The following is a 24,402-nucleotide window of genomic DNA, read 5'->3' on the forward strand; positions in this document are numbered from 1 at the left end:
GAAAGAAGGATACTATGAAAAAAACTTTAAATTTTAAACAAACCCTACTTATAGGATCGCTTTTATTTGGCTTATTCTTTGGGGCAGGGAACTTGATATTCCCACTAAAAATGGGCCAAGATGCTGGTTATAATATAGGACCTGTCACTTTGGGATTCTTACTATCTGGTGTTGGACTTCCAATACTTGGAGTTGTGGCTGCAGCTATGTCTGATAGTCAGTCACTATTTGATATAGCAAGACCAGGTGGAAAGAAATTTGCATATTTTTTCACAATATTGCTATATTTAACCATAGGGCCAGGATTTGCAATACCACGTACATCTACAGTTTCCTATGAAGTATCATTTGCATCATTTCCCATAAATCAAAGATTGGGATTATTTATATTTTCATTGATATTTTTTGCCCTAGCCTTGCACTTTGCCCTAAATAAAGGGAAATTAATTGATACTATTGGCAAATATCTGACACCTATGTTTTTAGTATTGTTGGGAATACTAGTTTTACTGGGGATATTTAAGCCGATGGGGCCAATTGGTGCAATCAAACCAACTGATAATTATGTTAGTGCACCTTTTTTGAAGGGCGTGATTGATGGCTATAACACTTTAGACGCTCCGGCTTCCCTTGCCTTTGCTGTTATAATAATAGGAGTTATCAAATCTTTTGGCCTAAAAGATCCACAAAATATAGCTAAGCAAACACTAAAGGCAGGAACCATATGTTTATTGGCTATGGGACTTGTTTATGTGTCCTTGGCCTTGCTTGGAGCTGCTTCAACTAATATCATGGAACCTGTTGCCAATGGAGCGATAATTCTTGCGAATATAAGTAAGTACTATCTAGGAGCTGTGGGCCATATCCTACTTTCTCTAATTGTTATAGTTGCTTGCCTAAAGACATCAATAGGACTTATATCAGCCTGCTCTGAAATGTTTAGTGAAATGTTAAGCTTTGATATATCCTATGAAAAATACTGCTACATATTTGCAATAATCTCTTTTGCTATTGCAAATCTTGGCCTTGAAACGATAATAAGCTTATCACTTCCAGTCTTGCTATTTTTGTATCCTTTGTCTATAGTTTTGATAATTCTATCAATGCTATCAGTAAAAATAGGCAAAAACGAAATAGTTTATAAATGGACAATAATTTTTACGGGCTTTGCTGCTTTTTTTGACTTGCTAAAGGCAAGCCCATTTTCAAAAACAGATTTAGTAGTAAATATACTAAAGTTTCCAGAAAATTTTCTGCCTGGATTTGACCTAGGATTTGCCTGGATAATACCAGCAGCTATAGGCTTTGCTATAGGAACAATTATTGATAAAACAAATAAAAATAGTAAGATAAGTAAGACCACTGGCGAGTAAAATTGCCAGTTTTTTTAAGGAGTATTTTATGAGATTGAGATTTAAACCAAATGCAATTCCTGAGATGAAGGAAAATGATAATATATATTTTTACCCCAAAGATATGAGGGGAAAATGGGCTAGTGTTTTTGCCAACGACAATCCTATATACCTTGAAATAGGAGCTGGTAAGGGAGATTTTATCATTGAAATGGCAAAAAGAAACCCAGATATCAATTTCATAGCTTTGGAAATGAACACCAATGCTTTTGTAATTGCTAGTAGGAAAATCGAGGAAGAAGGGCTAACAAATGTGATTGGCCTTGTTGACTATGCAGAAGACTTGGAAGAAGCTTTTGCTTGTGGTGAGATTGATCGAATCTACATAAACTTTTCTACCCCATGGCCAAAGAATAGGCATCACAAGAGAAGATTAAGCCATCCTAGATTTTTAGAGATATATAAGAAGATTATGATTCCTTGTGGTGTTGTCGAACAAAAAACAGATGATAGGCCATTTTTTGACGATTCGTTAAAATATTTTGAAGATTTTGATATGGAGATTTTGGAATACGAGTATGATTTAGCTGAAGAAGACTCTATTGTAACAGAGTATGAAAGAAAATGGAGAGATAGGGGCATTCCAATAAATTACGCGAAAGCTAGATTTAAGAAATAATAAATTTAAATTTGATTTCTTGAAAAATATAGTATATTATATTTGAAATATGAGAAAAGGAATGATAATAAATGAATAAAAAAGAAAAAAGAGGACTCAAACAAGGTCTTATAGGTGGCCTTATAATAGCTATAATCTTAATTGGTGGTAGCATCTATGTCAAAAACAACTTTGTTCCAAAGGAAGAAACTCTTATTAGTTCTGAAACTGTTGAATCTTCGCTCAAAGAAGCCAAGGAGCTCACTACACTCAAATACCACTACAAAAATATTGCGTCTTTTGAAAATAGCCAAGAATTTCAAGGTTTCAAATTACCATTTACAACAAAAAGTTTTTTGTATACTTACGAAGGAGTAATTCACGCTGGTGTAGACCTGGATAAGGCAAAGATAGATGTCAACAACGAATATAAAACAATAAGTGTTAGTCTACCAAAATCCAAGATTTTAAGTCACGATATTGATGAGAATTCTGTAATGTTCTATGATGAGAAGAATTCAATCTTTAATCCCTTGGAGATAGAAGATTATTCTAATTTTAGAAAAGAAGAAGAAGCAAAGGTAGAAAAGGAAGCTATTGACAAGGGCTTGTTGGATGAAGCTTATAAACAAAGCAAAAAATCAATCGAAGATATTTTAAATATCAACCCAGAAATAGCAGAACATTATACAATAAATGTAAAATAAGGCGAAAGCATTTGCTTAAGCCTTATTTTTGTGCCAAATTATAGATAAGCGTCACAAGAGGATAAAGAATTATCTGATGGGCCAGGTAAATTTCCATAGAATGGCGGCCGATTTTTGCTAATAATGAGTCATTAGCTTTTGAAGATTTATCTTTAATTCTAATAAATTTTCCAAGCAAATATCCTCCTATAAATATAAAAAGCCAAGGAATTATAGGGAAATAATCACTAGAAGTAAAAATTTCTCCTGGAAAACCTAGGATAAATAGGTTCTTATCATATAAATTCTTGATAAAATCAATATCATACAAGGATCCTCTTGGCACATTGTATGTTATGATAAATAATAAGAAAAATACAAAAAATAACTTAGGATTGATCTTAATATATTTTTGCAAAAGCCCTGTTATTATCATACAAGCCCCAAGTCCATTTAGGACTCCCCAGATTATTAACTGTTCTCGCGCAAAGAGGTAGGTTACTAGGCTTATAGCAAATCCTATAATTGAAGTGACCATGCCTCTTTTGATATTTTTGCTTGGACTTAAAAAATTGGATGTAAGGCCAGAAATAGTAAAAAAAGATGTGGCGATAGACATTTGCCATATCTTATTTATAAGGGTCCCGTCATACCAAGAAACTTGCCAGTAGTAGTTGATGTTATACATAAGGTGGAATAATACCATAGATACAATGGTAAATCCACGCAATTTGTCTATAAAATAATTTCTTTTCATAGTAATATTATAGCACGAAGTTAATTCGATATGTTATAATATATAATATATTATTATATTTGGAGGCCATATGTACTCCTATGAATTTGTCGATGTTAAAATTTCAAATGGACTAAAGGAAACTAAGGATAATAATATCAAAGAATGTGAAAAAATCATAAAGGAGAAAGCATCTGAGGGCTACAGACTAGTTCAAATAATTCCTGTTCCTAATGAAAAGTGGCAATTATATAGTGCACAATATTATAAAATAATTTTGGAAAAAGAAATATGAAGAGATAAAAAAGGACCTGGTGAAGCAGGTCCAAAATTTTATTTGTTAAGTTCTTCTACAAAAGATTTGATTTGAACTGGCAAGTCTTTTGGTGTTCTTGCTGTTATAATATTTTGGTCGACTACAGTTTCTTCATCAACCCAGTTTGCACCAGCATTTTTCACATCTGTACTAATAGTTTTAACTGATGTTGCTTTTACTCCTTTTAGGATATCTGCCTCTACTAGAACCCATGGACCGTGGCAAACTGCACCAACAAGTTTTCCAGCTTCGTGCATTTCTTTTACAAATTTTACTGTGGCTTCACATTTTCTCATGGAATCTGGAGAATAACCACCTGGGATGTAGACAGCATCGTAGTCACTAGCTTTTACATCTTTACTTGCTAAATCTGATTTTACTTTTAATCCACCAGACTTGCCTACATATTCGCTATCTGCTTCTGTTCCTACTAGGTCGACTTCAAAATCTTCTCTAAATCTATGGTATGGATAAAGCAATTCACTTTCTTCAAAATTATTTTCAATTAGTACTGCTATTTTTTTCATATTTATCTCCTTTGTTTCTTAAATCGGCTCCTTATATACTTACCCAAGTTATTGATTTTTAATATATAGGTAGAAAGGAGAAGGCTCAACCTTGATTCCAAAGCGATTTTTGATGCTTACTAAGTGAAGATTTTCTCTGGCCCTAGTCATAGCTACATAAAAGATTCTACGTTCTTCTTCAAGCTCATTTTCCTTATCATCTTGGTAAACTATCATGGGGAACTCATTCTTGACTAGATCTACTATAAAAACATTGTCGTATTCTAGACCCTTGGACTTGTGGATGGTTGATAGGATTATATTGGCATTTTTGTTTGTATTTACATAATTCTTGTAAGCTATAACCTTATCATAAAATTCATCAATAGTTTTTAGTCCCTTAGTAAAATTGATTATACTTTCGAGATATAAGTCCTTGTTAAAAATAACTTCCTTGTACTTACTAGAGAACATTTTGATGTAATCCTTATAGCCCATATAGGAATAAATATATGAGATTTTGCGATCTATAGTTAGCCTTCTAATGTGTTTTATTTGCTTTTCTTTAGCCATGAGATTGTAGGCTTTTTCATCATCGACTATTTCATATAGATGATCAAATATACTAGAATTAATAGGTTTATATTCTAATTTCCTCACTTCTTCTTTTGTTAAGTAAGTTTTGATTTTGTAATAAATATCATAAAAAACTTCGACGTCGTCCGGATGTTCTGAAAAATAAATTATTTTTTCCATATCTTTGATGATTATAGAGTCAAAAAAATCATAAGATCCACTATTTATAGCAAATTTGATCTTATCTTCCATGAGAAAACTCACAAGATTTAGAGAAGAAATGTTGTTCCTATATAAAATAGCATTTGTTTTGCCATCTTCTATGTGATTTATTATGTATTTGTAGGCATCATATGAATCTTTTCTGTATACTAGATTTACCTTATTTTTTTGAGGGTTTTTAGTAAATATATTTTTTTCATACCTATTTTTATTAAGCTTTATGAAGCTATCGCTAACATTTACTATTTGAGTAGAAGACCTGTGATTTTCATTCATGGTAATAATCTTTGCATCTTTAAAGACATTTGTGAAATTTAATAGATACTCAGGATTTGCAGCCCTGAAGCCGTATATAGACTGGTCATCATCAGCTACTACCATGAGATTGTTTTCTGGAAAAACTATTTTTTCAAGAATTTTAAATTGCAAGATAGAAGTATCTTGTCCCTCGTCTAGTTGTATGTACTTATATTTGTTTTTAACAGATCTCAATAAACGACGATCTTCGGATAAGAGTCTATAAGCTAAGGTCTGCATATCATCAAAATCTATATAAAAATTTTCTTTTTTGAAATTTTCATATATCCTATAAATTTTTTCTATATTTTTGATATCAGATTTTGTAAGATAGGATATGTCAGATAAGGAATTTCTCATGTGACCCACATAGGAAAAAAAGCTTTTTAGATCTTCATTGCTCATAGTGCGATTATTTATGTCAAAATATATTTTTTGTATGAGATTGTACTTGTTGTAGCTATCATCACTTTCCAAAATTTTTAGCCTGCGATTTTGACTTTTGTAATAATTTCTAATTACCAGGTAGCAAAAAGCATGGATAGTCATAAAGTTTGTTTTGTAGTCTATGTCTTCTTTTCTTTCAAATCTTTTTTTCATATCCATAGCCTGGGTTCTGGAAAAAGTTAGAGATAGGATTTTTTCTGGATTAATTTCTTTGGAAAGTTCATCAATTCTCTCCAAAAGCATGGTTGTCTTTCCTGCTCCAGGTACTGCTAGGACCATACAAGGGCCATTTTTGTGATTTTTTGCTAAAATTTGTTTGTCTGTAAGTATCATATCTTTATCATACCATATAAAAATTCATAAAAATATGGTATGATGATTATAGAATACATACACGGGGGGATAAGAATGGAAACCAAAAATTTTTTGAAATATAGGATTTCTACTAGAGATTATAAGAATGAAAAATTGGCCGAAGATATTAGCAAAAAAATCTATGAGATCGTAGATGCTCAAGCAGAAAAATTAGGCAAAGAAAACCTAGCTTTCCTACTAAATACAGATGGAGAATCTGTATACAAGGCTCTTGATGGAGTTGCAGGCTATAGGGGTGTTATGATAAAGGCACCAGCTTATATTGCTATTGATGCACGTAACAACGATCCAGCGACCATAGTCAAGGGAGCTTATGGAGCAGAGGCTATCATTACAGAACTTTCTAAGCTTGGTTTGGGAACTTGCTGGATTACAGTAAGTGAAGTGGATGAACTAGTAAAACAAACTGCATTTAGCTATTCAGAAGGAGATATAAATATATTGCTTGCTGTTGGCTATCCTTTAGATGATGAGGCTCATGAACATAGTTATTTTGACAGAGGCGCTACAGAAGACTTGGTATTTTTAGGTGATTTTGATACACCTGCTACAGATGAGGATCTCAAATATAGGGGATTAGGTCATATATTTGACTACGCAAAATTTGCACCATCAACCAATAACCGTCAACCATGGAGATTTTTGATAGTAGATGATGAAATGCGTCTATATATAGAAGATTACAATGGATATGAAAATTTAATAGATGCAGGTATAATGATGTATTATATAGATGAATTAAGCAAAGCATATGCTATGCCATTAGGATTTGAAGTTGATCCGAAAATAGGAAATGATAAATACACATATATCGGAATGACAAAAATGTAAGATATGGCGCTTAGGCGCCTTTTTTTATTGAGAGGTTAGAATGATAAGATTATATACAGAAAAAGATTTTGAAAAGATGAGAAAGGCAGCAGAGATTTTATGCCAAACTCATCTAGCGCTTAGAGAAGTTATAAGGCCAGGAATGACTACAAAGTCCCTAGATGACTTTGCCAACAAATTTATAGTTGACCACAAAAAAGCAATACCAGCTCAACTTGGTTATAGTGGCTTTCCATATACCCTTTGCATATCAGTAAATGATGAGATCTGTCACGGTTTTCCAAGCGATTATGTCTTAAAAGAAGGGGATATAGTGTCAATTGACAATGTAGTTGACCTTGACGGAGGACTTGCTGATTCTTGCTGGTCATACAAAGTTGGAGATTTGGCAGACAGAGATCAAAAACTAATGGATGTGACACTAGAAGCCTTAAATCGTGGGGTAAAAGCTGCTGTAGTTGGCAATAGGATAGGTGATATTGGCCATGCTATCCAAGAATACTGCGAAGTAGAAAATGATTTTTCAGTAATACGTGATTTTATAGGCCACGGTATAGGCAAAGAAATGCACGAAGATCCACAAGTTCCTCACTATGGCAAGGCTCACAGAGGTCCACGTATTCAAGCTGGCATGGTCTTTACTATAGAACCTATGATAGCTAGTGGAAATTGGCCAATGGAACTAGAGGACAATGGTTGGGTTGCCAAGACTCGCGATGGCTCAAATGTTTGTCAATTTGAACACCAACTAATAATTCACGAAGATGGTCCTGAAGTAATCACTGACCAGAGCAAATATGCCTTGACTGAGGAAGATATAAACTTTATTAAATCATATAAATTTTAATGGGTGGCATCATGGACTTAATAAATACTCCCAGTCAAAAGAATAAAGAATTTTTTGAAAATTTATATTTTTCTGCATTTCCAGAAGATGAACGCATAGACACTTCTGATCTCTATGAACTGTATAATCAGGGTTTTATAGAAATAGACCTTATTAATCATAATAATAAAAATGTTGGATTTGCAGTAATTTACTTAAATGAAAATATTCACTTGCTTTCATACTTTGCCATTGACCCAGGATTAAGAGGTATGGGCTATGGTAGCAAGTCCTTAAAGTTATTAAAGGAAAAATATGATGATTTGATGATTGAAATTGAGTCTACTAAGTTTAAGGACGCAGATGACTATAGTTTGAGAAATAGACGAAAGGCCTTTTATATCAAAAATGGCTTCAAAATTCTAGATACTCAAGTCGATTATTTTGGCATAGAGATGGAACTTATGGCAACCACAAAAGATGCCGGTATAGACGAGTATATGGAGACCTATTTAAATATCTTTGATGATGATTTTGTAAATGATAATATAAAACTGTTGAATATGTAAAAGCCCTAAAGCTAAAAACTTTAAGGCTTTTTTCTTGGCTTTATAATCATTGGTCTATATTAATGATTAATTATCCTATATTAAATACTTTTGACAAAAAAAGAAGAATAGAGTTAATTGTCTAATTCTTCTAGTGAAATTTGGTTTTTGGTTTTTTCTCTTTCGCTCATTTTTTGATTGTAACATTCTCTGCATAGGGGCTCGTACTTATCTTTGGATCCTATTTGAATCCTAGATTCATCAGCAGACTTCCTATAAGATGCCCAAGCATCTTCACCACATGATGCACAGATGGCATGGTGTTTGGTTAGCTCATCAGCTATAGGCATGATTTCTTTTATAATCTCAAATGGTCTAGTCTTAAAGTCCATATCTAGTCCTGATACTACTATGGTTATATTTTTATCCATTAGCTTGTTAAAAATATCTATAACTTCTGTAGGATCATTTGGGAAAAATTGAACTTCATCGATGCCAATTGCATCAAGTTCGTGGTTTGTTGCATAGTCGAAAATATCATTTAAATCTTCCACCTTTATTGCATCTAGTTCTAGATTGTCATGACTAACTATTTTTCTTTCATCATCTCTGTCATCAACTGCTGGTTTAAAGGCTGCTATTTTGTAATTTGCTATCTTCATCCTATAAAGCTCACGCCATAGAGAAGTAGTTTTGCCTGAGAACATCGAACCGGTATGAACTATTAATTTTCCTTGTTTCTTCATTTTACATCCTAAACATTAAAGCGGAAGTTTACTACATCGCCGTCTTTCATGATGTAATCCTTGCCTTCCATCCTCAATAGACCTTTTTCCTTGGCATTTAGTAGGGAACCAGAGTCTACTAATTCATCATATGATACGATTTCTGCTTTAATAAATCCTCTAGAAATATCTGAATGGATTTTGCCAGCGGCATCTACTGCTTTTGTACCATTTTTTATAGTCCAAGCCCTAGTTTCCATTTCACCTGTTGTTAAGAATGAGATCAGGTTTAGAGTTCTATAAGAATCACGTATTACCTTATCAAGTCCAGATTCTTCAAGACCAAGCATTTCTAGGAAGTCTTTTTTCTCCTCTTCCTTTTCTAGTTCAGAAATTTCATACTCGATTTTGGCAGATACTATAGTTACTTCTGCGTTTTCTCCCTTGGCAAAGTTGCGAACTTTTTCTACATAAGGGTTGGACTTACCGTCATCTGCAGCGTCTTCTTCGTTGACATTGCATACATATATTATTGGCTTATTTGATAAGAGTTGGTAGGCCCTAAGAAGTTTTTTCTCATCATCAGTTAAGCTTAAGGTTCTAGCAGACTTTCCTTCTTCCAGTACGCTATGAACTTTTTCTAAGACCTCAACTTCTCTAGCAACTTCTTTATCATTTCTGGCTACTTTTCTACGTTTTTCTAGGACCTTATCAACCATTTCAAAGTCAGCATAGATAAGTTCTAGATTTATAGTTTCTATATCGCGGATTGGATCAACAGATCCATCAACGTGGGTCACATTTGGGTCATCAAAACATCTTAATACTTCTACGATAGCATCTGTTTCTCTGATATTTGACAAAAATTGATTACCAAGTCCCTCGCCCTTGCTTGCTCCTCTTACAAGTCCTGCTATATCATAAAATTCTATAACAGCTGGTACGATTTTTTTTGAATTGTTCATATCGGACAAAACTTCAAGTCTTGGGTCAGGAACATTTACAAGGCCAACATTTGGATCTATAGTAGCAAAAGGGTAATTTGCAACCAAAGCCCCTGCCTTAGTAATAGCATTAAATAAAGTTGATTTCCCAACGTTTGGCAAACCTACGATTCCAAGTTTCATATACTAAATCACCTCAATTTTCTTATTTACACGATGTTAATATTATAATTGATTTGTAGCAAAAATCAATCAAGTAATATGCTAGGAAAAGGAGGTCATATTAAGTATAGTTATCCTATAAATAAGTTTATATGATAGAAATATAAACTTTAAGATAAGGAGTTTAAAGGAGTATTTATGGATATCAATCAACGTATAGAATCTTTAAGAAAATTGATGAATGATAGAAAAATTGAAGCTTACATTATCCCAACTTCTGATCCTCACCAATCAGAATACTTGGGTGATTCATATAAGGATAGGGAATTCATATCTGGATTTACTGGATCTGCTGGAACTGCTGTAGTTACAACAGATGGGGCAAAACTTTGGACTGATTCAAGGTATTTTTTGCAAGCTGATAAAGAATTAGCTAATAGTGAATTTGAACTTATGAAAATTGCTGATGACAATTACCCAACTTTAGAAGAATACTTAGACGAAGTAGTTAGTGAATTTGGCAAGATAGCCTTTAATGGCAATGTATTTTCTGTCAAAGAATACAAAAAACTAAGCGAATCAATGGGATCTAGGACCTTGGTTTCTGATGTGGACTACATATCAAAACTTTGGAATGATAGGCCAGCTTTGCCAGAGGATAAAGTTTGGCTATTAGATGAAAAGTACGCTGGTGATAGCGCAGAGACAAAAATATCTAGAGTTCGTGATGTCATGGATGCAAATGGTTATGATTACTATTTTATTGGTGCAGTTGAAGATATTTGTTGGCTGCTAAATATTAGGGGAAATGATATAGACTACAATCCTGTTGTTTTATCATATTGTTTGATTAGCAAAGACAGAGTTTACCTATGCATAGATGAAAACAAGCTTGATGATGAAGTTAAGGCTTATCTTGATGAAAATAATATAAAAATCCACTCATACGATTATATTTTCACATTACTTAAAAATATCCCAGGGAAAAATAGGATTTTCCTAGATCCAGAAAGATGTAATGTTGCTATTTACGACTCAATTAATTCCAATGTAAAGATCTCCACTGGCACAAATATTACAGAAAATATGAAAGCTATTAAATCTGAAACAGAGATAAAAAATACAAAGGAAGCTTACATTATCGATGGAGTTACTCTGGTTAAATTCTTTAACTGGTTAGAGGTTGGAGCAAGCACAGGAACACTAAACGAATATGTGGCTAGCAAGAAACTTCATGAACTTAGAAGTGAAAATGAAACTTTCATTGAAGATTCTTTTGAATCTATTGTTGGATATAAGGATAATGCAGCAATTGTTCACTATGCACCATCAGACATTGGCTCAAAAACAATTAGCAAAGAAGGAATGATTTTGATAGACTCTGGAGCTCATTACCTAGAAGGAACTACAGATATTACAAGAACTATAGCCCTAGGTAATCTCAAAGAAGACGAAAAAATTGACTATACACTAGTTTTAAAATCACATATTGCATTATTTTTGAGCAAATTCAAAAACAAGACTACAGGACAAAGACTTGATGCTATCGCAAAAAATCCACTATGGAAAGCAGGGAAGGATTTCTTCCACGGAACGGGACACGGGGTAGGATACCTACTAACAGTACATGAGGGACCACAAAGAATTGCCCAAGGCTCTGACATTGAGTTTAAAGAAAATATGTTTACTTCTGTAGAACCAGGCCTATACATTGCAAACAGCCATGGAATTAGAATCGAAAACCAAGCTGTAGTTAAGAAAGCATTTGAAAATGAATTTGGCAAATTCTTAGAATTTGAAAACCTAACCTATGTACCTATAGATACCAGACCAATCAAAACAGAAATGTTAACAAATGAAGAAATTGATTGGATCAATGACTACAACAAGAAATGCCAAGAAGTTTTAAGTCCACACCTAGAAGGATCTGACCTAGAATACTTGAAAGAAAGTTGCAAAGAAATTTGACAAACAAACAAGTTAAGGACAAGTTAAAAGAACTTCCAGACCTACCTGGCGTCTATATAATGAGGGATAAGGATGATGAAATCATCTATGTCGGTAAAGCCATATCGCTTAAAAAAAGAGTTCGCCAATACTTTGATAATAATAAAAACAAGGGGGCCAAGGTCCTTGCCATGGTCTCCCATATTGACCATTTTGAATATATCATAGTAGAAAATGAAGTGGAGGCTCTGGTTTTAGAGTCAAACTTAATAAAGAAAAATAGGCCAAAATATAACATTGTCCTTAGGGATGATAAGCAATATCCATATATCAAAATTACCAATGAGAAATTTCCGAGGATACAAAAGGTAAGGCAGATATACAATGACAAGGCCCTATACTTTGGCCCATATCCAGACGCCTATGCAGTAAATGATGCCATAGACTTATTCTATTTGTATTACCCCTTTAGGACATGTAATCTAGACTTTGATAAGGGTCAGACCTTGCCAAGACCATGCTTAAATTACTTTATCAAAAAGTGTAATGCCCCTTGTATCAAAAATGAAGATGAAACTAGATACATGGATGCAATTACAGATGTTAGATTGTTTTTGGAAAATAAATCATCTAAGATTGCTGACTGGGTTTTAGCTAGGATGAATGAAGAAAGTTCTAAGCTAAATTTTGAAATGGCAAGTATGTACAGGGACTATTACAGGGCCTTATCTGTAATATCTGAAAGGCAAAATGTAACGGACCAGTCAGCTGAAGATATGGATATTATTGCCATGAGCAAGGGTTCTGCTGCCATAGTAATGCAGGTGTTCTTGATGAGAAATGGAAAAATTGTCGATAGGCAACACTTTATAATCAAAAATGATTACAAGGAAAATGATGATGAAATTTATTCATCATTTTTGAAACAGTTTTACCTTGATATAATGTATGTACCAAAAGAAATCTTGATAGAAGTAGAACCAAATGATTTGCCAACTATCAATGAGTTTTTGAACCAAAAAAAGGGAAGAAAAGTATATATACACAAGCCAAAACTTGGTAAGAAAAAAGATTTGCTAAATATGGCTATGAACAATGCCAATGATATGCGCATCAAATATGAAAAGCGCATAGAAAAAAAAGAAAGAAAGAAGTCTGCAGGTTTAAGTCAGCTTAAAGAAATCCTTGCTATAGATGATATCTATAGGATAGAAGCTTATGATATATCAAATACTTCTGGTGTCCAATCTGTAGGATCTATGGTTGTTTTTGAAGATGGCCTTGCCAATCCGAAAGAATACAGGAAGTTTAAGATAAAAACTATAGAAGGTCCAGATGACTATGGTTCACTAAAGGAAGTTATAGATAGACGCCTCAAAAACGGCCTAAAAGAAATTGAAAATGACAACACTAAAACAGGTTTTGGAAAGATGCCAGATCTGATTTTGATGGATGGGGGCAAGGGTCAAGTTTCTGCTGCAAAGGAAATATTAAAAAAGTATGGACTTAATATTAACATTGCAGGTCTTGTCAAAGACGACAAGCATACAACTCGTGCTATAATCTATGAGGGTAAGGAGATTTATATAAATAGGCGTGATCCTGTTTATAAGTTGATTTATGAAATCCAAGAAGAAGCTCACCGTTTTGCTATAAACTACCATAGGAAACTTATGCAAAACACCATGAAAAAAAGTGAGCTTGATAATATAAAAGGCGTTGGTGAGAAGACTCGTGCTAATTTATATAAGCACTTCAAATCCATATCCAATATCAAAAAAGCTAGTGTAGAAGAACTTATGGAAGTTCCCTTAGTTGGCAGAACTCAAGCCTTGGAAATATACAAGTATTTTAGGCTAAAAGGTTAGTAATAGGAGATGTTTTGACAGAAAATAATATAAATGAATATACCAACAGTAGTTTTGATAAAGTAGCTGAAGAGGTCGATGAGAGCAAAGTCATAGTCAAAGAACTTATAAATGCCAACGAAGAGCGAAGTGTCAAACTTCACAGCATTGTAGAAAGCTTAGGTCTTGAGATTGTACACCAGTCTTCTGATTACTATGATATATCCCTATCAAGTGCTGATGTAAATAGACCTGGTCTGCAATTAACAGGATATCTTGTAGAGTTTCCATATAAGAGGCTTCAAATAATTGGTTCTGTAGAATACACCTACCTTACCAGTCTTGATAGCAAGCTCCAGTATGAGAGATTTAGGGGCATATTATCTTATAAAATACCAGCTTGCATATTCTCATATGATGCTGATATAAATCAAGATATCCTGGATTTGGCTGATTATTATGATAAGACAGTCCTAAGATCTCCTGCTAAAACTACAAAATTGATTTCTGATTTGTCAGATGAGCTAGAATACCAATTATCTCCAAGAAGCAATGTCCATGGAGAGCTTCTTGAAGTATTTGGTATTGGCGTACTTATAATGGGTAAATCCTCAGTGGGTAAGTCAGAAACTGCCCTTGATTTGATAAATAGAGGCCACAGGCTGGTTGCTGATGATATGGTAGATATAGTTGCAACTGATAATAAACTTATGGGCTCAGCACCTGATAATATTCGACATTACATGGAGATTCGTGGACTTGGAATTGTAAATGTTAGACGATTGTATGGTACAGGCTCTGTTAAAAAAGTTACTCAAATTGAACTAGTCATCGAACTAGAACAATGGAAAGAAGACTATGAGTACGATAGGTTGGGCCTTGACGAAAATTATATAAAAATGTTGGATGTCAAAATTCCACACTTAGTTGTGCCTGTTAGGGCAGGTAGGAACCTTGCTATGATAGTAGAGGTTGCTTGTATGAACCAAAGAGAGAAAAATTTTGGCTACAATGCAGCAAGGGCTATGACAAACAATATATTTCACAAAGAATTAGTAGATGAAAGCGACGATTTGGTTTAAATTGTCGCTTTTTTGGAGATTATTTAAAAAAATATAAAACCTTGTTTTTGATAAACTGTTGACATTTGATATAAATATCATTATACTTAAAGTAGTGTTAACGATAATAGCTTATATTATTTTTAGGAGGTCTTAATGACAATTAATAGAGCGATGAAGACTATGGATGGTAACACCGCTGCAGCTCACGTATCATATGCATTTACTGATGTTGCAACAATTTACCCAATCACTCCATCTTCACCAATGCCAGAAGCAGTAGACGTATGGTCTGCTAATGGACGTAAGAATGTTTTCGATAGAGAAGTAATGGTAAAAGAGATGCAATCTGAAGCAGGCGCTGCTGCAGCAGTTCACGGTTCACTTGCAGCTGGAGCACTAACTACTACATATACAGCCAGCCAAGGATTATTACTAATGATCCCAAATATGTACAAAATAGCTGGAGAAAGATTACCAGGTGTATTCCACGTTGCAGCTAGAACTGTAGCAACACAAGCTCTTTCTATATATGGCGACCATTCTGACGTTATGGCAGCTAGACAAACAGGTTGTGCAATGCTTTGCTCAAACTCTGTACAAGAAGTTATGGACTTATCTCCAGTAGCTCACGCCGCTGCTATCAAAGGTAGATTACCATTTGTTAACTTCTTCGATGGATTTAGAACAAGCCACGAAGTATCAAAAATTGAAGTTTGGGACTACGATACATTAAAAGAATTTGTAGACTTTGATGCTGTTGATGCATTCAAAAATAATTCACTTAACCCAGAAAGACCAAAACACATGGGTACAGCAGAAAAGAACACATTCTTCCAAAGAACAGTTGCTTCAAACCACGCATATGAAGAAATTATTGGCATTGTAGAAGGTTACATGAATCAAGTAAACGACTTACTTGGAACAAACTATGGACTATTTAACTACTATGGTGCTGATGATGCTGAAGAAGTTATCATTGCAATGGGTTCAATCAACCAAGCAGCTAGAGAAACAATCGATGTATTACTAGAAGACGGATATAAAGTAGGTTTAGTAGAAGTTCACCTATACAGACCATTCTCTAAAGAACATTTACTAAAAGCTATTCCAAATACAGTTAAAAAAATCGCTGTTCTTGACAGAACAAAAGAAAAAGGCGCTGAAGGCCAACCACTATACCTAGACGTTAAATCAGTATTCTACGGTATAGAAGATGCTCCAGAAATTTATGGTGGAGTTTATGGTCTTGCTGGTAAAGATACAATTCCTGCTGATATTAAAGCAGTATTTGATAACCTAAGAAGTGAAAATACAAAAGATCAATTCACAATGGCTATCACAGATGATGTTACAAACACATCTCTAGAAAGAGATGATTTCAAAGTACGTCAAGAAGGAACAACAAGATGTAAATTCTGGGGATTCGGTTCAGACGGTACTGTTGGTGCTAACAAACAAGCTATCAAAATCATCGGTGATAACACATCTATGTATGCACAAGGATACTTTGACTACGACTCTAAAAAATCAGGTGGTCTAACAGTATCTCACTTAAGATTTGGTAAAGATCCAATCAGATCAACATACTTACTTGATGAAGCAGACTTCATTTCTTGTTCAAAACAAGCATATGTTCACCAATATGATCTTTTAGCAGGACTTAAAGATGGTGGTACATTCCTACTTAACTGCGTATGGAGCGAAGAGGAACTTGACCAACACTTGCCAGCATCAATCAAAAGATATATAGTAGAACACAACATTGATTTCTACATCATTGACGCAAGCCACATTGCTCAGGAAATTGGACTTGGTTCAAGAACAAACATGATTATGCAATCAGCATTCTTCAACCTATCAAAAGTACTTCCAATTGAAGAAGCAGTTGGATACTTAAAAGACTCTATAGTTAAATCTTATGGTCATAAGGGTGATGACATAGTTAACATGAACTATGCAGCAGTTGATGCAGGACTAGAAGCAGCTCACAAAGTAGAAGTTCCAGAAATCTGGGCAAATGCAGAAGATCCTGAAAAAGAAGAAGTAGAAATGTCTGAATTTGTTAAAAACATCTTAAGACCAATGATCGAACAAAAAGAAGATCAAATACCAGTTTCTGCATTTACAAACTTAGACCTTGAAAATGGTGAATTCCCATCAGGTACAACAGCATACGAAAAACGTGGTATAGCTCTAAACGTACCAGAATGGCAAATAGACAATTGTATCCAATGTAACCAATGTTCATTTGTTTGTCCACACGCTGTAATCAGACCATTCTTAGTAACAGCTGACGAAAAAGCAAATGCACCAGAAGGCTTTGAAACAAAGAAAGCTATTGGTAAGGGTATGGATGAATATGAATTTAGAATTCAAGTATCTCCACTAGATTGTACAGGTTGTGGTAACTGTGCTGATATCTGTCCAGCTCCACAAAAAGCTCTTCTAATGAAACCATTCGAAGAACAAGTAGAAAACCAAAAAGACAACTGGACATACGCTCACGAAGAAGTTGGATATAAAGAAGATGTAATGGATGATATGACACTTAAAGGTAGTCAATTCAAACAACCATTACTACAATTCTCTGGCGCTTGTGCAGGTTGTGGTGAAACACCATATGCTAAACTAGTTACTCAACTATTTGGTGACAGAATGTACATTGCAAATGCTACAGGATGTTCATCAATCTGGGGAGCAAGTGCACCAGCTATGTCTTACACCAAAAACCTTGAAACAGGTAAGGGTCCAGCTTGGGGTAACTCACTATTTGAAGATGCAGCTGAATACGGTTATGGTATGAAATTAGCAGCAGAATCAAATGCTCACCTACTAGAAAGCTACATGAACAAATTCCTAGACCTAGGTATTGAATCTCCATTTAACGAAGCATTCAAAATGTGGGTTGAAGGAAAAGATGATGTTGCAAAATCTAAAGAAGCAACAGCTAAAATATTAACACTTCAAGATGAAAAAGTTGAAGGTGAAGAAGCATCTGACCTAGTTAAGAAAATTCTAAACCTAAAAGACTACATGATCAAAAAATCTATGTGGATCTTTGGTGGTGACGGATGGAGCTACGACATCGGATTTGGTGGAGTAGACCACGTATTAGCAAGTGGTGAAAACATCAATATCCTAGTATTTGATACAGAAGTATACTCAAATACAGGTGGACAATCATCTAAAGCAACACCACTATCAGCAGTAGCACAATTTGCCGCTTCTGGTAAGAAAGTACGTAAAAAAGACCTTGGTCTAATGATGACAACTTATGGTTATATCTATGTAGCTCAAGTTGCTATGGGTGCTAACCAAAACCAAACAATCAAAGCTATCAAAGAAGCTGAAAGCTATGATGGACCATCTCTAATCATTTGCTATGCTCCATGTATCAACCACGGTATCAGAATGGGTATGGGCAAATCACAATACAGAGAAAAACAAGCTGTTGAAGCTGGTTACTGGCACTTATGGAGATTTGACCCACGTCTAGCTGACGAAGGAAAGAATCCATTCCAACTAGATTCTAGAGAACCATCTGAGTCCTTCCAAGAATTTATCCAAGGTGAAGTAAGATACTCATCACTTAAGAGATCATTCCCAGAAAGTGCTGATGAATTGTATGCTGAAGCAGAAAAAGCTGCTAAAGAAAGATACGAGACATACAAAAGACTTGCTGGAAAATAAGAATAAATATTAAGAAAAAGTCGCCATTCATTTGGCGATTTTTTTTGGTATGACGGGCATGTTCTAATGCTGAGGTGAAAATCCCTACAGAGCGTAGTTACCGACGAATCTAATAGCGACTTGCAAGTTTTAGGTGGTGACATCTAGGAGAGAGGAAGCAATAGCGAAATCGTGGCTTGACGAACAGGAACAGAATACAAGGCGTAACAGGTGGGCAAGCTAGCCAAAGATAGCGAAGACCCAAAAGGTAACCGTAAACCCAAAGCGTAAATTCTGCAAGTAAACGATGAAAGTATTAGGACTTATCCCGTGAGATCTCATAGACGACACAGTAGTAACAACGAACTATGAGAAGTTAGCAGAATCCATAGTAGCGAAGAAGTTTCTGTAATGGAAATGGAGCGAAGGGAGGAACAATATTTATTGTAATATTTGAAAAGGATGAACTATGACTTGATGGAACACAAGAAATGACGTATTCATTTCTCAAGGTTTGGATAGAAAAAGAATAAAGTTAAATAGTTGCATCAGAAATAAATAATATAATACAAGAAAATATTGAACCGCCGTATGCCGAACGGCACGTACGGGTGGTGTGAAAGGGGCTAGATCTTAGCCCCTATTCGATTTCATATTAGCTTTAAAATTTATAAATAAAATTATGGTATAATATTAAATAAATGTATAAGTTCAAATAAGGAGGTAGCATGGCTATCAAATATGTCAATAATTATGGTAAGGTTACAATAGATGATTCTGTGCTTGCAAATATTGTTGCAGCAACAGTTATGGAATCTTATGGAGTAGTTGGCCTTGCACGCCGTTCAGCTAAAGATGATATCTATGAACTTTTGAGATTAGATAATATGAGCAAGGGTGTTCAAATACAAAAAAATGATGATGGAACTATAAATATTTATGTATCCATATTTATCTTATATGGAGTAAGAATAGCAGTAGTTAGCCAAAACATAATTGACAATGTAAAATACAAGGTAGAAAAATCACTTAATGTTAGAGTTAAGGAAGTGAATATATTAGTTCAAGGAATTGGTGAGTAGTAAATATGAGAGAAATTGATGCAAGTAAACTCCAACAGATGATAATTGGAGCTTATGAACTGTTAGATGAGAATAAACAATTAGTAAATGAACTGAATGTATTCCCAGTGCCAGATGGGGATACAGGAACAAATATGACTATGACGATGAGATCTGGTGTTGATAGGGTAAACGGCCTATCAAATGCAAGTGTAGGAGATATTACAAAGGCTCTATCTCAAGGAACTCTTATGGGAGCTCGTGGTAACTCAGGAGTTATTTTATCCCAATTAGTTCGTGGTCTTTCAAAGGCATGTAAGGGTAAGGATAAAATTTCCACAGCAGATATCAAGGAAATTTTTGATACCGCTAACCAAACTGCATACAAGGCAGTAATGAAGCCTACTGAAGGTACTATATTGACAGTTAGCCAAAAAATGACAGATAAGGCAGCTGAAATTTATAGCGATGATATAACCTTTGACCAATACCTATATGAGATTATAGCAGAAGGTCAAAAGGCCCTTGATAATACACCAAATCAACTACCAGTACTAAAAGAAGCTGGAGTAGTGGACTCTGGTGGTCAAGGTCTTATAATACTACTTAAAGGTGCTTTTTCTGCCTTAAATAGTGATATTGATATTAATGATATTAAGGATAAAGAAGCTAGCAAAGAAGATTTACAATACCAATTAAATATAGAAGTAGCAATAGACGAAGATTCTTATAAACATGCCATGGAATCTGTAGAATCTTTGGCAAATGTTAGTGATTCTTCTTATGAAGATGATATATTAAAAATAAATCTTACAACTGATAATTTTTTTGGCTTACTTCAAATGCTTACCGTTGATGGTGTAGTGATAAAAGCAGAGCTTTATAACCTTAAAGCTGACCAAGAAAGAAAAGAAAAATTAAAATCAGCTCCTCAAAAGAAATATGGTTTCATAGCAGTAAGCCGTGGTGAGGGATACGATGCTATTTTAGAGAGTATGGGCGTAGATGAAATCATTTCTGGTGGTCAAACTATGAACCCTTCTACAGAGGATATATATAATTCTTTGGATAGGATTAATGCTGAAAATATTATTATATTTCCAAATAACAAGAACATAATCATGAGCGCTAAGCAAGCTTGCGACATCACAGATAAAAACGCAAGAGTTATAGAAACTAGATCAATACCTGAGACTTTTACTGCTATGCTTGAATTTGACGAAGGTAGTAGCATAGAAGAAAATGCTCTAAGTATGCAAGAAGCTATTGAAGATGTTCATGTTGCAGAATTTTCTATATCAATTAGAGACACTTCTGTTTCAGGAGTTGAGATCAAAAAGGATGACTATCTAGGGATATTAGATGGCAAAATTTTGGTAAGTGAAAAAGATTTGGAAAAATCAGTAGAAAATACCCTAAAGATAGCCTTAGAAGATTATCAAGACTCATCACTTGTAACAATATATTATGGTGAAGAAATAGAAAAAAGAAAAGCAAAAGATTTGTGCAAGAAACTAGGCAAAAAGTTTAAAGATATAGATATAGAATTAGTTTACGGTGGACAACCAGTTTATTATTACACAATTACTATTGAATAATGGAACTTACTGATCTAAAGGGAATTGGTCCAAAGAAAAAAGATTTATTAGCCAAAATTGATATCCATAGTGTCAGTGATTTATATAACTATTATCCAACTTCTTTTGAAGATAGGAGAAAAAGAGGCGTTATTCCCAATGTGAAGGAAGACGTTAAGTATTATTTCATCTGGCAAATAGCTAGCAGATTATACCAAAACAGGACAAAAAATGGATTCATATCATATATTTATGCCATTGAACCAGATTCAGGCCAAAAGATAAAAATCATATATTTTAATGATAGATTTACACCTACTAAATTTAAAAATGGAGAGACTTATAAATTTTTCACCAAAGTAAAATTTGAAAATGGAACTTTTGAAGCTATCAATCCTATGACTTGTGGTCTCTACGATGATAATATTGGATCAATTATACCAATTTATCCTCTTACAAAAGGTTTAAGTCAAAAAAATATATCTAATTTTATAGGCGAAGCCTTAAAAAATTATGACGAAGATGAAGAAATTTTCGGAAAAACAATACTGAATAATTTTAAATTCTCATATAAATATGATAATTTATTAGAAATCCATAATCCTAGTGGCATTGATAAGCTTATGAAAGCGAAATCAGAGTTAAAGGTCTTGGATTTTGCTAAAGACCTAGTCTATATAGACTATATTGGCAAAAGATATGAGGAAAATCAAGATTTAGGACTAAAATATAATTTGGATGATATCTTAGGTCATATAGGATTTGACTTAACTAGGTCCCAATTTATAGCTCTAAAAGAAATTCTATCCGATTGTTCAAGCAATTTGGTTATGAATAGGCTTTTGATTGGCGATGTTGGATCAGGCAAAACTATAATTGCCATTATTGCCATGATAGTATTTGGTCTAAATGGCTACCAATCAGCAATGATGGTTCCAACAGAAGTCTTAGCCAACCAACAATTTGAAAAAAACTTAGACTTGATTGAAAGTTTCGGACTAAAAGCCCAAGTTTTGACTGGTTCTAGCAAAGATAAAAATAAGATAAAAAATGATTTGGCAGAAGGAAGGATTGATATAATTATTGGCACCCATGCCCTTATCCAAGATGATGTTATTTTTAAGAATCTAAAGCTTGTTATAAATGATGAACAGCACAGATTTGGAGTTAATCAAAGACAAGAGCTGGGCCTAAAAGCAGATGGTGTCAATTACCTTTCCATGACAGCGACACCGATACCAAGGACTATAAGCCTAAGACTTGCTAAAATCTTAGATTTATCAATGATTACTGAACTTCCCAAGGGAAGAAAACCAATAACAACCAAAGTTATAGCAGAGTCTTTGGAAAAGATATTGTTTGAAGAGATAGAGGCTAACCTATCCCAAGGTAAACAAATCTATGTAGTATCAAACAATATTGATTCTGATGATAAAAATAGTGTCGAAAACCTATTTAAGAGATACAAAAAATTTTTTAGAACTAAAATTATCAAGAAACTTCATGGGGATATGAAGGCAAGTGATAAGGATAAGACCTTAAAAGACTTTGCAGATGGAAAAATTGATATACTAATATCTACAACTGTTATAGAAGTAGGGATAGATGTAGCAAATGCCAACACTATGGTAATTTATAATGCAAATAATTTTGGTCTATCATCCCTCCACCAGCTTAGGGGTAGGGTAGGGCGTGGACCATATGATTCCTATTGTTATCTAATAAATAAGAATGTAGACAATAATTCTAAGCTCAATATCCTAGTAGGCAATGAAAATGGTTTTGATATAGCAAAAAAAGACTATGATTTACGTGGCGGTGGCAAAATTTTATCTGCAATCCAACACGGTAGAAATCTCAACCAGATCGAATATCTATCTATGAGCCAAGATGAAGTTGATAAGAGTTTTGAAATTCTAGATTATATAAAAGCTAATGACTATAAAGATGTAAATTTTTCTTACATAGAAAAGTTTTTTAAAGAAGATAAAAGGATAATATTAAATTAATGAGAGTTGTTTCAGGTATATATAAGGGTTTTAACCTAAAGGCACCAAAATCAAATACTACAAGACCAACGGACAATAAGGTCAAAGAAGCTATTTTTGATATGCTTTTTCCTATCAAGACATTTGGTATTGCCCTAGATTTGTTTGCGGGCAGTGGACAAATGGGTATAGAATTCATATCAAGGGGCCTAAGCAAGGTTTATTTTAATGATAAAGATCGAAATTCTTATAAAATAATAGAAGATAACCTTGAGAAACTTAAGACAGATAAATTTGAACTTACAAAACTAGATTTTAAGAAAGCCTTAGAATCATACAAAAACAAAGGCTTATCCTTTGACTATATATACTTGGACCCTCCTTATTGTACTGAATTTTATGATGAGGCCATAAATCTTATCATAAGTTATGAATTGTTAAGCGAGGATGGTATAATAATAACAGAATCAGATAAAGAATTAAAGTTAGATGACAAATATGATATTAACCTTTTAAAAGAAAAAAAATACGGAAGGAAGATAGTAAACTTTTACACAAAATGAAAGTAATATACCCAGGAAGCTTCGATCCACTTACACTTGGACACATAGATGTCATAAAAAGGCTAGACAATATGTTTGATGAAGTGATTGTAGCTATTCTAATAAATGAAGATAAAAAATCACTTTTTACTCTTAGCGAAAGAGAAGAAATGATTAAAGAAGAATTACAAGCCTATAATATTACAAATGTGACTATCAAATCCTTTGAGGGACTTTTGGTTAACTTTGCAAAGGAAGAAAATTGCAAAATTATTGCTAGGGGTCTAAGACTTGTTGCTGACTATGAATATGAGAAAAATATAGCTAGAATAAACTCATCCTTATATGAGGGGTTAGAAACTATATTTTTACTTGCTAATACCAATTATTCATTCATTAGCTCAAGCGGAGTCAAGGAAGTGGCAAGTTTTAAGGGAAATATATCACCATTTGTAACAAAAAATGTAGAAAAAAGATTAAAAGAAAAATATAATTATTAA

At 33.9% G+C, this 24,402-nt stretch carries 21 protein-coding genes; 16 read left to right on the forward strand and 5 right to left on the reverse strand.

What is annotated here, in order from left to right; all coding sequences use genetic code 11:
• The first annotated feature begins 14 nt into the window (after positions 1–14).
• The 3 genes from brnQ (at position 15) to BQ7474_RS03215 (ending at position 2,717) form a co-directional block, all read left to right on the forward strand.
• Positions 15–1,373: a branched-chain amino acid transport system II carrier protein gene (gene brnQ, locus BQ7474_RS03205; RefSeq protein ID WP_073997578.1), complete on the forward strand. Its 1,359-nt coding sequence runs from the start codon at positions 15–17 to the stop codon at positions 1,371–1,373.
• Positions 1,374–1,401: 28 nt separating this feature from the next.
• The gene (gene trmB, locus BQ7474_RS03210; protein ID WP_073997579.1) at positions 1,402–2,031 is read left to right on the forward strand and encodes a tRNA (guanosine(46)-N7)-methyltransferase TrmB; all 630 of its coding nucleotides are present in this window, start codon (positions 1,402–1,404) and stop codon (positions 2,029–2,031) included.
• 71 nt (positions 2,032–2,102) lie between these two features.
• On the forward strand, positions 2,103–2,717 hold the full coding sequence (locus tag BQ7474_RS03215) for a DUF4230 domain-containing protein (protein WP_073997580.1): 615 nt from the start codon (positions 2,103–2,105) through the stop codon (positions 2,715–2,717).
• Between the two features lie 22 nt (positions 2,718–2,739).
• Here BQ7474_RS03215 and BQ7474_RS03220 read toward each other — a convergent pair whose 3' ends face one another.
• Complete coding sequence (locus tag BQ7474_RS03220) at positions 2,740–3,453, reverse strand: heparan-alpha-glucosaminide N-acetyltransferase domain-containing protein (RefSeq protein WP_073997581.1); 714 nt, start codon at positions 3,451–3,453, stop codon at positions 2,740–2,742.
• A gap of 70 nt (positions 3,454–3,523) precedes the next feature.
• On the opposite strand from BQ7474_RS03220, the gene BQ7474_RS03225 reads away from it, so the two are divergent.
• On the forward strand, positions 3,524–3,727 hold the full coding sequence (locus tag BQ7474_RS03225; RefSeq protein WP_073997582.1) for a DUF4177 domain-containing protein: 204 nt from the start codon (positions 3,524–3,526) through the stop codon (positions 3,725–3,727).
• A gap of 38 nt (positions 3,728–3,765) precedes the next feature.
• Here BQ7474_RS03225 and BQ7474_RS03230 read toward each other — a convergent pair whose 3' ends face one another.
• A complete protein-coding gene (locus BQ7474_RS03230; protein ID WP_073997583.1) occupies positions 3,766–4,275 on the reverse strand; it encodes a type 1 glutamine amidotransferase domain-containing protein in 510 nt (169 codons plus the stop codon).
• 48 nt (positions 4,276–4,323) lie between these two features.
• Positions 4,324–6,129 (reverse strand): ATP-dependent helicase, encoded by a 1,806-nt coding sequence (locus tag BQ7474_RS03235; protein WP_073997584.1) that lies wholly within the window; start codon positions 6,127–6,129, stop codon positions 4,324–4,326.
• Between the two features lie 75 nt (positions 6,130–6,204).
• Between BQ7474_RS03235 and BQ7474_RS03240 the strand changes: the two genes are divergently transcribed.
• From BQ7474_RS03240 to BQ7474_RS03250, 3 genes are read left to right on the forward strand one after another with little or no spacing between them, the layout of a single operon-like run.
• A complete protein-coding gene (locus BQ7474_RS03240) occupies positions 6,205–7,002 on the forward strand; it encodes a nitroreductase family protein (protein WP_073997585.1) in 798 nt (265 codons plus the stop codon).
• Between the two features lie 40 nt (positions 7,003–7,042).
• The gene (map, locus tag BQ7474_RS03245; protein ID WP_073997586.1) at positions 7,043–7,849 is read left to right on the forward strand and encodes a type I methionyl aminopeptidase; all 807 of its coding nucleotides are present in this window, start codon (positions 7,043–7,045) and stop codon (positions 7,847–7,849) included.
• A gap of 11 nt (positions 7,850–7,860) precedes the next feature.
• A complete protein-coding gene (locus BQ7474_RS03250; RefSeq protein ID WP_159429546.1) occupies positions 7,861–8,397 on the forward strand; it encodes a GNAT family N-acetyltransferase in 537 nt (178 codons plus the stop codon).
• Between the two features lie 113 nt (positions 8,398–8,510).
• Here BQ7474_RS03250 and BQ7474_RS03255 read toward each other — a convergent pair whose 3' ends face one another.
• Together BQ7474_RS03255 and ychF are read right to left on the reverse strand one after the other, a co-directional pair.
• Positions 8,511–9,122 carry a thymidine kinase gene (locus tag BQ7474_RS03255; protein WP_073997588.1) on the reverse strand — a complete coding sequence of 204 codons (612 nt, stop codon included), beginning with the start codon at positions 9,120–9,122 and terminating at the stop codon, positions 8,511–8,513.
• 8 nt (positions 9,123–9,130) lie between these two features.
• Entirely contained in the window at positions 9,131–10,228 is a 1,098-nt protein-coding gene (gene ychF, locus BQ7474_RS03260; RefSeq protein ID WP_073997589.1) for a redox-regulated ATPase YchF, read from the reverse strand.
• A gap of 177 nt (positions 10,229–10,405) precedes the next feature.
• Here ychF and BQ7474_RS03265 point away from each other — a divergent pair, with 177 nt between their 5' ends.
• The 9 genes from BQ7474_RS03265 to coaD all read left to right on the forward strand — a co-directional run bounded on the left by BQ7474_RS03265 (position 10,406) and on the right by coaD (position 24,402).
• Positions 10,406–12,175 (forward strand): aminopeptidase P family protein, encoded by a 1,770-nt coding sequence (locus BQ7474_RS03265; protein ID WP_073997590.1) that lies wholly within the window; start codon positions 10,406–10,408, stop codon positions 12,173–12,175.
• A complete protein-coding gene (gene uvrC, locus BQ7474_RS03270; protein ID WP_073998784.1) occupies positions 12,172–14,022 on the forward strand; it encodes an excinuclease ABC subunit UvrC in 1,851 nt (616 codons plus the stop codon). Before BQ7474_RS03265 ends, uvrC begins: the two co-directional genes overlap by 4 nt.
• A gap of 107 nt (positions 14,023–14,129) precedes the next feature.
• On the forward strand, positions 14,130–15,083 hold the full coding sequence (gene hprK / locus BQ7474_RS03275; protein ID WP_073998785.1) for an HPr(Ser) kinase/phosphatase: 954 nt from the start codon (positions 14,130–14,132) through the stop codon (positions 15,081–15,083).
• Between the two features lie 135 nt (positions 15,084–15,218).
• Positions 15,219–18,755, forward strand: a complete 3,537-nt coding sequence (gene nifJ / locus BQ7474_RS03280) for a pyruvate:ferredoxin (flavodoxin) oxidoreductase (protein ID WP_073997591.1) — start codon at positions 15,219–15,221, stop codon at positions 18,753–18,755.
• 707 nt (positions 18,756–19,462) lie between these two features.
• Positions 19,463–19,816: an Asp23/Gls24 family envelope stress response protein gene (locus tag BQ7474_RS03285; protein ID WP_073997592.1), complete on the forward strand. Its 354-nt coding sequence runs from the start codon at positions 19,463–19,465 to the stop codon at positions 19,814–19,816.
• A gap of 5 nt (positions 19,817–19,821) precedes the next feature.
• Positions 19,822–21,393, forward strand: a complete 1,572-nt coding sequence (locus tag BQ7474_RS03290) for a DAK2 domain-containing protein (protein WP_073997593.1) — start codon at positions 19,822–19,824, stop codon at positions 21,391–21,393.
• A complete protein-coding gene (locus BQ7474_RS03295; RefSeq protein ID WP_073997594.1) occupies positions 21,393–23,381 on the forward strand; it encodes an ATP-dependent DNA helicase RecG in 1,989 nt (662 codons plus the stop codon). The genes BQ7474_RS03290 and BQ7474_RS03295 overlap by 1 nt, the downstream gene beginning before the upstream one ends.
• Positions 23,381–23,923 (forward strand): 16S rRNA (guanine(966)-N(2))-methyltransferase RsmD, encoded by a 543-nt coding sequence (gene rsmD / locus BQ7474_RS03300; protein ID WP_073997595.1) that lies wholly within the window; start codon positions 23,381–23,383, stop codon positions 23,921–23,923. Before BQ7474_RS03295 ends, rsmD begins: the two co-directional genes overlap by 1 nt.
• The gene (coaD, locus tag BQ7474_RS03305; RefSeq protein ID WP_073997596.1) at positions 23,920–24,402 is read left to right on the forward strand and encodes a pantetheine-phosphate adenylyltransferase; all 483 of its coding nucleotides are present in this window, start codon (positions 23,920–23,922) and stop codon (positions 24,400–24,402) included. The genes rsmD and coaD overlap by 4 nt, the downstream gene beginning before the upstream one ends.

This window comes from Anaerococcus urinomassiliensis (assembly GCF_900128425.1).
Taxonomy (GTDB): Bacteria; Bacillota; Clostridia; order Tissierellales; family Peptoniphilaceae; genus Anaerococcus; species Anaerococcus urinomassiliensis.